Genomic DNA, 11,487 nt, shown 5'->3' with positions numbered 1-11,487 from the left:
GCGACGGTCGCGGTAATGAGGGCGGCCAGGCCGGAGGCCGACCCGGCAAGCCCGACGGCGGAGTGGAGCCGCCGCCCCCCGCCAACGAAGGCGGCAACGAAGGCAACAACGGGCTCGACGTCCTCGGCACGGACTGCACCAACAGCCAGCTGGAACCGCACACCGGGTTCGAGGTGGCACCGGCCTGCGTCTCCACCTCCTTCGGTGAGGTCGCGGCGGAGGAGAACAGCCCGTCGCTGCTCATCACGGAGGCCCCGCAGACCGTGGCCGTCGGCGAGGACTTCACGATCGCGGTGAGCACCCGCAACCTCGTCCGCGACCGCTTCCTCGGCGCCGCCGCCGGCGGCTACTACCTGGAGAGCTCTTTCCTGAACGAGGAGGGCCTCCAGCGTGGTCACTTCCACACGGCGTGCCGGGTGCTCGATAGCACCGCTGAGGCGCCCGACGCGGCACCGGCCCCGGAGTTCTTCGTCGCCACGCAGGACAACGGTGGCGGTGCGGCTCCGGACACGGTGGAGATCACGGTGCCCGGCATAGACACCGCGGGCACCGTCCAGTGCGCGTCGTGGGCCGGCGACGGTTCTCACCGCACCCCGATGATGCAGCGGGCGAACCAGACACCGGCATTCGACGCCGTCCGCATCACGGTTCAGTAGCAGAAGACCGCATCGGAGCGCGGCGGCCGTGCTTCCCCGCCGGCCGCCGCGTCCCGGACCCCGAACTGAGGACCCATGTCCCCGAACAGCACCGCCCGGCATCCCTCGACCACTCGCAAGATCGCTCTCTACGCCGCCGCCGTTGTGGTGACGCTCCTACCCACCGCGTGCGGAACCGCCTTGGCCGACAGCGGCGACACCGGCACTACCACCGTGGAGGTTGGTGGTGTCGACGCCGCTGAGCCGATCGACGACGAGGACGGCGCCGCCGCGGAGGGCGGAGCCGACGAGGAGCAGTCCGGCGAGTCCGATGGCGAGGATGAACCCGCCGATGAGGGAAATGCCTCGGAGGACGGGGACCCGGCGCAGGGCGAGCAGAACGACGGTCAGACCGACGGGGACGACGCACGGGGCGACGAGAACGACCCGGGGAACGGCCGCGATGAAGAGGAGAAGCCGCCTCCCGCCGACGGTGAGGACGGGAAAGACGAGAAGGACGAGAAGGACGAGAAACAAGACGACGACGAGCTCGACGTCCTCGGCACGGACTGCACCAACAGCCGGCTGGAACCGCACACCGGGTTCGAGGTGGCGCCGGCCTGCGTCTCGACCTCCTTCGGGGAGGTCGCGGATGAGGACAACAGCCCGTCGCTGCTCATCACGGACGCGCCGCAGACCGTCGGCGCCGACCAGGAGTTCACGATCTCGGTGAGCACCCGCAACCTCATCCGCGACCGCTTCCTCGGCGCCGCCGCCGGCGGCTACTACCGGGAGAGCTCGTTCCTGAACGAGGACGGCATCCAGCGCGGCCACTTCCACACGGCCTGCCGCATGCTCGAGAGCACTGATGAGGCGCCCGACGCGGCACCGGCCCCGGAGTTCTTCCTGGCCACCCAGGACAACGGCGGCGGTGAGGCCCCGGACACCGTGAACATCACGGTGAGCGGCCTACCGGCCGGCACCGCCCAGTGCGCCGTGTGGGCCGGTGACGGGTCCCACCGCGTCCCGATGATGCAGCGGGCGAACCAGACCCCGGCATTCGACGTAGTCCGGATCACCGTCCAGTAGCTAGTGCCCCGCTAGGCGAGGCCGATGTCGGCCAGGCCGAGCAGCGCGCGGTAGCGCACCCCCTCGGCCTCGATGGCTTCACGGGCGCCGGTGTCGCGATCCACCACGGTCGCGACACCGGCGACCTCGGCTCCGGCCTCCCGAACCGCGTGGACCGCCGTGAGCACCGACGCGCCGGTCGTCGAGGTGTCCTCCACGACGAGCACGGTGCGGCCCGCGATGTCCGGCCCCTCGATGAGCCGCTGCATCCCGTGCTGCTTGGTGTTCTTGCGGACGACGAACGCGTCCACCGGAGGGGTCTCGGGCGCGATGGCGCGCTCGGCGGCCGCGGCGTGCAGCACGGCGTCGGCCACCGGGTCGGCGCCGAGGGTGAGGCCGCCGACGGAGGAGTACTCCCAGTCGGCCGTGAGCACCCGCAGCAGCCGCCCGACGAGCGGGGCGGCCCGGTGCTCGAGCGTGACGCGGCGCAGATCGATGTAGTAGTCGGCCTCGGCGCCCGAGGACAGCGTGACCCGCCCGTGCACCACGCCCAGCTCGCGGACCAGCGCCGCCAGCTCCTCGCGCTCGCTGTCCGCGCTCATCGCTCGCCCTCGCTGCGTTCACCCCGCCGCTCGCCGGCGGCGATCAACCGCCGCAGCACCGGCCGCGGCAACAGATCGATCAGGGCGGCGAGCACCTTGTACTGCGGGCTCGGCACGGAAACCACCTTCCCCCTCGCCAGGTCGGCGAGACACTCCTCGACGACGCGCTCCGCGTCCAGCCACATGAGCCCGCGGCGTGCGCCCACCTCCAGTCCGGCACGCTCGTGGAACTCGGTGCGGACGAATCCGGGGCACAGCACGAGCGCGCGCACCCCACTGCCGGCGAGCGTCGCCGCGATGCCCTCGGTGAAGACGGTGACCCACGCCTTCTCGGCCGTGTAGGTCGAGCGGCTGCCGGTGACGAATCCGAGCATGCTCGACACGTTCACCACGGCACCACGCCCCCGCTGGACCATCCCCGGCACGGCGGCCCGCGTCAGCTGCAGCACGGCGGTGACGTTGAGGTCGTGCTGGCGGAGCAACGCGGCCGGGTCGGCCGCCAGAAAGCGATGCGGCTGCGTGGCGCCCGCGTTGTTGACCAGCAGGTCGACCGGGGCATCCGGATCGGCCAGCCGCTCCGCGACCCGCTCCCGCCCCTCGACGGTCGTGAGGTCGGCCGCCAGCACCTGCACGGACACCCCGCGCTCGCGGTGCCGGGCGGCGGCCGCCTCCAGCCGCTCGCCGTCGCGGGCGACGAGCACGAGGTCACGGCCGTCCCGGGCGAGTCTGCTCGCGAAGGCGGCACCGATCCCCGACGTCGCCCCGGTGATCAATGCGGTGGGCACGACCCCGACCCTACTTGTGGACGCTCAGGACTCCTTGCGGAGCCGCACACCGAGCCCCTGCTCCAGGGCGGTGGCGAACTCGGCGAGGTCGGCGAGCAGGTCCTGCACGCGCTCGGCGTTCGAGCTCAGCGGCGCCGTGGCGAGCACCCACGACTCCTCACCCCAGAGCAGCTCGACGTCGTCGCCCAGCGCATCCGCGGCGGTGGCGAGCCGCGGCGTGAGCAACGGACGCACCGCGGCGGCGTCGGAGACGAACGCGTACCGCTCGCCGACGGGCTGCAGCAGGTCCAGCCCTGCGTCGTCGGGCAGCGGGGCCGACGGGAGCCGCAGCTCGACGGCCGCCGGCAGCGGCTCCTGCAGCTGCACCGCGACCAGCACCGAGGTCAGCCGCCCGGCCTGCTCGTGGTCGAACACGTACGCCATCCGGGGCCCGTCCGGCGTGGGCACGTCACCGCTGATCAGGTTCCGTGCCACGCCCGGGCCGCCCTGGTGGATGGTGCCGTAGCGCCAGCGGCTGGGAAGCACCGGATCGGTGTCCAGGAACTCCCAGCCGCGCAGCGCGGCCCACCGCTTCCGGTCCTTCGCCCCGGAGCCGCGACGGCTGTCGGCGAGCAGCAAGACTGCACCTACCAGCAGCGCGATCACGGCTATGACGAACCACACCGTCGACGAGAGGCCCACGGTCGAGCAGCGTAGCGGCGCAAGGCCCCGACGACCGTGAACGCCACGGGGGCGTTAGATCATCGTGGCCGGAAGCCCTCGCCCGACGATCAGCGCGCCGGTGCCTCCCTCCGCCGTGGGATCGAGGTCGACCCGCACCGCGTCACCCTCACGGATCTCGCCCGCGAGCAGCTCTCTGGCCAGCTGGTCGCCGATCGCGGACTGGACGAGCCTGCGCAGCGGCCGCGCCCCGTAGACCGGGTCGAAGCCGTTCATCGCCAGCCACTCCCGCCCGGCGTCGGTGACCTCCAGGCTGAGCCGGCGCTTCGCCAGCCGCTGGCGCAGCCGGTCGAGCTGGATGTCGACGATCGCGGTGAGCTCCTCCGTGGACAGCGCGTGGAAGACCACGACGTCGTCGAGCCGGTTGAGGAACTCCGGCTTGAAGTGCTGGCGGACGATCGTCATCACCGCGTCCTTGCGACCCCGGTCGTCGAGCCCCGGGTCGGCGATGGCCTGCGAGCCCAGGTTGGAGGTGAGTACGAGGATCGTGTTGCGGAAGTCGACCGTGCGGCCCTGGCCGTCGGTGAGCCTGCCGTCGTCGAGCACCTGCAGCAAGGTGTCGAAGACGTCCGAGTGCGCCTTCTCGACCTCGTCGAACAGCACCACCGAGTACGGGCGCCTCCGCACGGCCTCGGTGAGCTGCCCGCCCTGGTCGTAGCCGACGTAGCCGGGCGGGGCACCGACCAGCCGGGCGACCGAGTGCTTCTCGGAGTACTCGCTCATGTCGATGCGGATCATCGCCCGCTCGTCGTCGAACAGGAACTCCGCGAGCGCCTTGGCCAGCTCGGTCTTGCCGACGCCGGTGGGGCCGAGGAACAGGAACGACCCGGTGGGCCGGTTCTCGTCGGAGATCCCGGCGCGGGCGCGCCGCACGGCGTCGGACACCGCGCGGACGGCCTCGGTCTGGCCGACCACGCGCCTGCCGAGCTCGTCCTCCATGCGCAGCAGCTTGGCGGTCTCGCCCTCGAGCAGCCGCCCGGCGGGGATGCCGGTCCACGCGGACACGACGTCGGCGACGTCGTCGGGGCCGACCTCCTCCTTCAGCATCACGTCGGCGTCGGGCGCGGTGACCGCCGTGGCCTCGGCGAGCTTCTTCTCCAGCGCCGGGATCCGGCCGTACCGCAGCTCGGCGGCCTTGCCCAGGTCACCGTCGCGCTCGGCGCGCTCCGACTCGCCGCGCAGCCCTTCCAGCTGCTCCTTCAGCTCGCGCACCGACTCGATGGCCTGCTTCTCGTTCTGCCACCGCGCGGTGAGCGCGGACAGCTTCTCCCGCTGCTCGGCCAGCTCGGCCCGCAGCGCGGCCAGCCGCTCGACGGACGCGGGGTCGGACTCCTTCTCCAGGGCCATCTCCTCGATCTCCAGCCGGCGCACGGCGCGCTCGACGGTGTCGATCTCGACGGGCCTGGAGTCGATCTCCATCCGCAGCCGCGACGCCGCCTCGTCGACGAGGTCGATCGCCTTGTCCGGCAGGAACCGGGCGGTGATGTAGCGGTCGGACAGCGTGGCGGCGGCCACGAGCGCGGCGTCGGTGATGCGGACACCGTGGTGCACCTCGTAGCGCTCCTTGAGCCCGCGCAGGATGCCGACGGTGTCCTCGACCGACGGCTCGCCGACCAGCACCTGCTGGAACCGGCGCTCCAGCGCCGGGTCCTTCTCGATGCGCTGGCGGTACTCGTCGAGCGTGGTGGCACCGACCATCCGCAGCTCGCCGCGGGCGAGCATCGGCTTGATCATGTTGCCGGCGTCCATCGCGCCCTCACCGGTGGCGCCTGCGCCGACGATCGTGTGCAGCTCGTCGATGAACGTGATGACCTGCCCCGCGCTGTCGGTGATCTCCTTGAGCACGGCCTTCAGCCGCTCCTCGAACTCACCGCGGTACTTCGCGCCCGCGACCATCGCGCCCAGGTCGAGCGCGACCACCCGCTTGCCGCGCAGCGACTCCGGGACGTCGCCCGCCACGATCCGCTGGGCGAGGCCCTCGACGATGGCGGTCTTGCCGACACCCGGCTCGCCGATCAGCACCGGGTTGTTCTTGGTGCGCCGCGAGAGCACCTGCACGACGCGGCGGATCTCGGTGTCGCGCCCGATCACCGGGTCGAGCTCGCCCTTGCGCGCCCGCTCGGTGAGGTCGACGCCGTACTTCTCCAGGGCCTGGTAGGTGCCCTCCGGGTCGGGGCTCGTGACCCGGCTCGACCCGCGGACCTTGGTGAAGGCCTCCCGGAGGGCGTCGGGTGTGGCGCCGTGGCGGCGCAGCAGATCCGCCACCTGGCTGCGCGCGGACGCGAGACCGACGAGCAGGTGCTCGGTGGAGACGTACTCGTCGCCCATCTCGGTGGCGAGCTGCTGGGCGGTGTTGATCGCGGCGAGCGCCTCGCGGGACAGCTGCGGCGCGCTGACCGTGGAGCCCGAGGCGGAGGGCAGCCGGTTGCCGAGCTGGGTGAGCTCGCTGCGCACGGCCGCCGCGTCGGCACCGACCGCGGCGAGCAGCGGCGCGGCGATACCGTCGGTCTGGGCCAGCAGCGCGCCGAGCAGGTGCACAGGCCCCACGTCCGGGTTGCCGGCGAGGGCCGCCGCCTGCGCCGCGGCCGAGATGGCCTGCTGCGTCTTGGTGGTGGGGTTGAAGTCCATCCCCTCGGTTCCTCCTGCACGTGGTCGTCCGGGCACCATCGTGCCCGTCGAGAGGAACAACGTCAGGAAAGTTGAGTGTGTTCCGCTCAAGGGCCAATCTTCGGCGCCCGATTGCCTCCGCTTCGCTCCGGCGGGCTTGCGGGCCTTCGGCGACGCCGTCTTGCTCCGCCGGTGCTCGGTCGCTCGTCCCGCGCTCCCCGCGCGCCTCCCCCGCAAGACGGCGTCGGCCCGCAAGCGATACTCCGACCGATGCCTGATGACGTGCTCCTCACCAGTCTGCTCACCGCGGTCGACGCCGCTCCCGACGACGTCCCGCTGCGGCTGCACGTGGCCGGGCTCCTCGCCGAGCGCGGCCGGCCCGCCGACGCCCTGCAGCACTGCAGCCAGGCGCTCGCCCGCGACCCGGGCAACGCCGAGGCCCTCGCGCTGCTGCAGCGTCTCACCACCACGATGGCCCCACCGGCCGCGCCACCGCCCGTCACGCCGCCGCCCGTCACACCGCCGCCGGCCCCACCGCGGCCCGAGCCGCAGCGGTTGCGCGGCTACGACTGGACCCGGGCCGAGGACGACGTGGCCGGCATCGCGGAACCCGTTCCCGCCGAGGACGACGCGCCCTCGCCGGTGGTCGAGGACATCGAGCAGCCGGGCGTCCGGCTCGCCGACGTCGGCGGCATGGAGCAGGTCAAGGAGCGCCTCGAGCTCTCCTTCCTCGGTCCGATGCGCAACCCGCAGCTCGCCAAGGCGTTCGGCAAGAGCCTCTCCGGCGGCCTCCTGCTCTACGGCCCGCCCGGATGCGGCAAGACGTTCATCGCACGGGCGGTGGCGGGCGAGCTCGGGGCGAGCTTCTTCAGCGTCGGCATCTCCGACGTCCTCGACATGTACACCGGGCAGAGCGAGCGCAACCTCGCCCAGATCTTCGCCGAGGCCCGCCGCCGCGCCCCCTGCGTGCTGTTCTTCGACGAGCTGGACGCGCTCGGCCAGAAGCGGTCGCACCTCGCGCACTCGACGAGCATGCGCAACACCGTCAACCAGATGCTCTCCGAGTTGGACTCGGTCACCTCCGACAACGACGGCGTGTTCGTCCTCGGCGCCACCAACCACCCGTGGGACATCGACAGCGCGCTGCGCAGGCCCGGCCGGTTCGACCGCATGGTGCTCGTGCTCCCGCCCGACGCTCCCGCCCGTGCCTCCATCCTGCGCTACCACCTGCGGGAGCGGCCGGTGTCGGAAGTGAACCTCGAACGCATCGTCAAGCTCACGGAGCACTTCTCCGGCGCCGACCTCGCACACATCTGCACCACCGCGGCCGAGCGCGCCCTCGCGCTGTCGATGCGGGACGGCCGGTTGCACGCGCTCACGACGAACGACCTCGAGGCGGCCGTCAGGGAGATCCGCCCGAGCACCGGGCCGTGGTTCGCCACCGCCCGCAACGTGGTGGCGTTCGCCAACACCGACGGCGAGTACGACGACCTGTCGGCGTACCTGCGGAAGAACAAGAAGCTGTGAGCGATGCCGCGCTGCAGCGCGCCGAGAACCTGCGCCTGCTCGGCCGGCTCGACGACGCCGAGCGGACGTTGCGCGAGGCGCTGGCCGCCGCTCCGCACGACGCCGGGCTGCTGAGCGAGCTGGCGTGGGTGCTGGATCTCGCCGACCGGCAGGCGGAGGGGCTCGTGGCGGCCGAGGCGGCGATCGCCTTCGAGCCCCAGGAGGCCCGCCACCACCAGATCCGGGCCTCGCTGCTCTCCGGGCTGAACCGGCACGACGATGCCGTGCGGGCCGCGTTCACGGCAGGCTCATTGCGTCCGGAGGATCCCAAGATCGCCCGGACCTGCGCGCGGGTGCTCTCCGTCGCGGGCCGCAAGCGCGAGGCCTACGACGCCGCGCGGCACGCGGTCGCGCTCGATCCGGAGTCCTCGGCCGCGCATCTCCTGGTCGCCGACATCGCCGACGACATCCGCGACCGGCAGACCGCCCGCCGGGCCTACGAGGAGGCGTTGCGGCTGGACCCGCAGAACGCCCTCGCCCGCCACGACCTCGCCGTGCTCGACATCAACACCGGTCATCCCGCGAAGGGGCTGCGCGGCCTCGTCGAGGCCGGGTCGCTCGACCCCACGATGCCGATCGTGCTGCGGACCATCGCCTTCGTGCTCTGGAAGCTGTCGTGGCGGCTGCGGATGCTGTTCATCCCGGCGACGATCGCCTGTGTGGCGGCCTCGGCCGGCCAGGTCGACGAGGCGACCTGGCCGGCCCGGATCGCCGCCGCCGTCTCCCTGCTGGCGATCGGGCTGCTGACCTGGTGGACGGTGCACGACCTGCCCACCGGCACCCGGCCGGCGGTGCTGGCGGCCATGCGCAGGGACGGACCGCTGCGCGTCACCTACCTCGGGCTGGCCGCGTGCGCGCTCCTCTTCCTCGCGGTGGCCGTCACCGGCTTCGGCGTGTTCGCGGGGCTCGTGTGGCTCGTACTCGGCCTGCTCGCGGTGCTGGCGCTGGTCGTCGGGGCGCTGCGAAAGCTACGCCGGTTCTGACCGGGCGGGCGGGCGCGGCCTCCGGTTCCACGTGAAACCGCGTCCACTCCGCCGGTCAGCGGGACCGCAGGACCCGCGAGCTGCCTCCGCCGAGGTGGGTGGTGCTCGGGAAACGTCTGCGCCCGGCGTGCGGGCGTGGCCGCCACCGCGGCGTCTCCTTCGCCCGGAAGTAGTCGCCACCCTTGCGGCCCGGGTCGTCGGTGCCCCACTCCCGCTTCTCGGACACGCGCGCCATGCGCGGGATGTGCTTGCGGCAGTGGATGTAGGCCTCCTCGACCTCGACGACGACCCACCGCTCCGCCCGCCGTCCGTGTTCGGAGTCCGTCGGCACCTGCGGGAACGCCGCGGCGAACTCCGCCGCCTCCACGATCCGGGCCGTGCCGTTGACGTGCAGCCCGATGAGGTCCTCCACGAAGTCGACCATCAGCAGGCCGACGTGCGCGTTCTCCGAGATGTTGCCGAGGCTCGCGTGCACGCCGTTGCCGCGGTACTCCGGGTACGCGAGCGTGCGGGCGTCGAGGACGCGGATGAACCCGGGAGGCCCGGCGCGCAGCGACGCGTCGCACTCACCGCGCGCATCCGCCGAGGCCACGAACACCATCTCCATCCGCTGGACGAACGCCACCATGGTCGGCAGCAAACGATCTCTGACCTGCTCGGCGTAGAAGCGGTGAGCGCGCGCTTCCGTGCCATGAGCGCACTGGAGGGCATGCTCACCCGCCGAACCTGGCACCGGATCGCACTCGACGGACGGCGACGCCACCTCCACGGTGCGTTGGACGGTCGTCGGGCGGGTCTGGGCGAGAGGTTGGGTTCGGGGAGCCACCGCTCCACCGTGCCATCCGAGCGCTGAAGAGTCACCGAAGACCGTTCAGCGCGATAAGCTGGCGCCCCGAGGACCCCGGTCCCGTGCTCCCCGTTCCGACGAGCAGGAAGAAGCCGGCCTTCATGACCGCTGAACAGTTGCTCACTGCTGATCTGTCCAGCATCGGTGAGCCCCGCGGTGAAGAGCACGGCCTGACACAGCTCATCAGGGACAGCTGGACGGAGGTCGAGCCGCAGGTCGAGGAGATGGGGCGACTCTTCTACGCCACCCTGTTCCGGATCGCACCGGAGACCCGGGACCTGTTCCCGGTCAACATGGAGGTGCAGCGCAGCCGCCTCATGCGCGCGCTCGTGCACGTCGTGCAGATGGTCGACCAGCCAGATGAGCTCGTGCCCTTCCTGGAGCAGCTCGGGCGCGACCACCGCAAGTTCGGCGTCGTCGCCCAGCACTACGATGCGGTCGGCGAAGCGTTGATCACCGCGATCGCCACCACCGCGGGCCCCGCCTGGACTCCCACCGTGCGCGACGCGTGGGTCGATGCCTTTTCCGCGGTGTCCACCGCGATGCGCACCGCGGCCCAGGCCGAGCGCGGGCCGGCGTCGTGGCTCGGCCGGGTGGTCGGCCACGAGCGCCTCGGCTGGGACCTCGCGATCATCACCGTCCAGACCGGCGAGCCGATCCCGTACCGCGCGGGCCAGTACGTCAGCGTCGAGACCCCGCAACGCCCCCGGCTGTGGCGCTACCTCTCGCCCGCCAACGCCCCACGCGAGGACGGGACGCTCGAGTTCCACGTCCGCGCGGTCGACGGCGGCTGGGTCAGCCGCGCCATCGTCGCCCACTCCCGCATCGGCGACACCTGGCGCATCGGCCCCCCGATGGGCCGCATGCACGTCGATCCCACCACCGGACGCGACCTGCTGATGGTCAGCGGCGGCACCGGCATGGCCCCCATCAAGGCCTTGCTCGAGGACATCGCGGATCGGCCGGAACAACCCCGCACCCAGGTGTTCGTCGGCGGCCGCACCTGGGACGACCTCTACGACTTCGCCAACCTGCGCAAGTTCTCCTACAGCAACACCTGGCTCGACGTCATCCCCGTCGTCGAGGAGGAAGAGGGCTCCTCCGGCGCCGAGCACGGCACCCTCGCCGACGTCGTCACCCGCTACGGCGCCTGGGCCGACCACGACGTCCTGGTCTGCGGTTCGCCCGCGATGATCCGCGCCACGGTCTCCCGGATGCTGGTCGCCGGCACGCCGCTCGACCGGATCAAGTACGACCCGTTCACGATGGACTAGTACCGGGCACATGGCGGGACGCTCCACCGAACGTCGGTGGCTCGCACAAAGGAACCACATCACTCGCGCGACTAGGCCATTCGGGGATGTCGGTAACTCCCCGTATGAGCATGTGACCTCTCCTGGGCTGACCGTTCTCGATCTCTCTTGTTCGAGCCCAGAGGGAGATCCACTCTCAGTGCGTGCAGAGACATGGCCGTAGCGTCCGCAGCCGTTCACTGGCCCGAGCTACCGTTGTCATCGTCACCGTTCTCGGCGTTCTCATGTGAACAGCAGGTACCGGCTTTGCCCAGCCTCCGCCTCCGTGCATCAACTACGTTCATCATGAGGAAGCAGGGCACGTCGAAGTCGATCTTCGCTTCGATCCCGAAGTTGGACCGTAACCAGCATTTCCGGGAAC

The 11,487-nt window shown here is 71.7% G+C and carries 10 protein-coding genes; 5 read left to right on the top strand and 5 right to left on the bottom strand.

All coding sequences use genetic code 11. The annotated features are described in order from the left end of the window. The first annotated feature begins 62 nt into the window (after positions 1 to 62). Together FHX44_RS17820 and FHX44_RS17815 are read left to right on the top strand one after the other, a co-directional pair. Positions 63 to 656: a hypothetical protein gene (locus FHX44_RS17820; RefSeq protein ID WP_147256820.1), complete on the top strand. Its 594-nt coding sequence runs from the start codon at positions 63 to 65 to the stop codon at positions 654 to 656. A gap of 75 nt (positions 657 to 731) precedes the next feature. Next, a complete protein-coding gene (locus FHX44_RS17815; protein WP_147256819.1) occupies positions 732 to 1,724 on the top strand; it encodes a Pecanex-like protein 1 in 993 nt (330 codons plus the stop codon). 11 nt (positions 1,725 to 1,735) lie between these two features. Here the strand turns inward: FHX44_RS17815 and pyrE are convergent, their stop codons facing one another. From pyrE to clpB, 4 genes are read right to left on the bottom strand one after another with little or no spacing between them, the layout of a single operon-like run. Continuing rightward, a complete protein-coding gene (gene pyrE / locus FHX44_RS17810) occupies positions 1,736 to 2,305 on the bottom strand; it encodes an orotate phosphoribosyltransferase (protein ID WP_147256818.1) in 570 nt (189 codons plus the stop codon). Further along, positions 2,302 to 3,090, bottom strand: a complete 789-nt coding sequence (locus FHX44_RS17805; protein ID WP_147256817.1) for an SDR family NAD(P)-dependent oxidoreductase — start codon at positions 3,088 to 3,090, stop codon at positions 2,302 to 2,304. The genes pyrE and FHX44_RS17805 overlap by 4 nt, the downstream gene beginning before the upstream one ends. Before the next feature lie 24 nt (positions 3,091 to 3,114). Beyond that, positions 3,115 to 3,771: a type III secretion system chaperone family protein gene (locus tag FHX44_RS17800; protein ID WP_147256816.1), complete on the bottom strand. Its 657-nt coding sequence runs from the start codon at positions 3,769 to 3,771 to the stop codon at positions 3,115 to 3,117. Between the two features lie 54 nt (positions 3,772 to 3,825). Beyond that, a complete protein-coding gene (gene clpB / locus FHX44_RS17795; RefSeq protein WP_147256815.1) occupies positions 3,826 to 6,438 on the bottom strand; it encodes an ATP-dependent chaperone ClpB in 2,613 nt (870 codons plus the stop codon). Positions 6,439 to 6,687: 249 nt separating this feature from the next. On the opposite strand from clpB, the gene FHX44_RS17790 reads away from it, so the two are divergent. Together FHX44_RS17790 and FHX44_RS17785 are read left to right on the top strand one after the other, a co-directional pair. Beyond that, positions 6,688 to 7,944 carry an ATP-binding protein gene (locus tag FHX44_RS17790; RefSeq protein WP_147256814.1) on the top strand — a complete coding sequence of 419 codons (1,257 nt, stop codon included), beginning with the start codon at positions 6,688 to 6,690 and terminating at the stop codon, positions 7,942 to 7,944. Further along, entirely contained in the window at positions 7,941 to 8,966 is a 1,026-nt protein-coding gene (locus tag FHX44_RS17785) for a tetratricopeptide repeat protein (RefSeq protein ID WP_147256813.1), read from the top strand. Before FHX44_RS17790 ends, FHX44_RS17785 begins: the two co-directional genes overlap by 4 nt. A gap of 55 nt (positions 8,967 to 9,021) precedes the next feature. Here the strand turns inward: FHX44_RS17785 and FHX44_RS17780 are convergent, their stop codons facing one another. After that, positions 9,022 to 9,594 carry a pyridoxamine 5'-phosphate oxidase family protein gene (locus FHX44_RS17780; protein ID WP_342792698.1) on the bottom strand — a complete coding sequence of 191 codons (573 nt, stop codon included), beginning with the start codon at positions 9,592 to 9,594 and terminating at the stop codon, positions 9,022 to 9,024. A gap of 389 nt (positions 9,595 to 9,983) precedes the next feature. On the opposite strand from FHX44_RS17780, the gene FHX44_RS17775 reads away from it, so the two are divergent. Further along, a complete protein-coding gene (locus tag FHX44_RS17775) occupies positions 9,984 to 11,087 on the top strand; it encodes a globin domain-containing protein (RefSeq protein WP_147261273.1) in 1,104 nt (367 codons plus the stop codon). Positions 11,088 to 11,487 lie beyond the last annotated feature (400 nt).

Origin of the sequence: Pseudonocardia hierapolitana (assembly GCF_007994075.1) — a bacterium.
Taxonomy (GTDB): domain Bacteria; phylum Actinomycetota; class Actinomycetes; order Mycobacteriales; family Pseudonocardiaceae; genus Pseudonocardia; species Pseudonocardia hierapolitana.
This window is presented reverse-complemented; position numbering and strand designations above follow the sequence as displayed.

Coding starts and splice junctions, on each gene's coding strand:
- pyrE (WP_147256818.1), bottom strand. CDS start 2,305: ATGAGCGCGGACAGCGAGCGCGAGGAGCTGGCGGCGCTGGTCCGCGAG.
- clpB (WP_147256815.1), bottom strand. CDS start 6,438: ATGGACTTCAACCCCACCACCAAGACGCAGCAGGCCATCTCGGCCGCG.
- FHX44_RS17790 (WP_147256814.1), top strand. CDS start 6,688: ATGCCTGATGACGTGCTCCTCACCAGTCTGCTCACCGCGGTCGACGCC.
- FHX44_RS17815 (WP_147256819.1), top strand. CDS start 732: ATGTCCCCGAACAGCACCGCCCGGCATCCCTCGACCACTCGCAAGATC.
- FHX44_RS17780 (WP_342792698.1), bottom strand. CDS start 9,594: ATGGTGGCGTTCGTCCAGCGGATGGAGATGGTGTTCGTGGCCTCGGCG.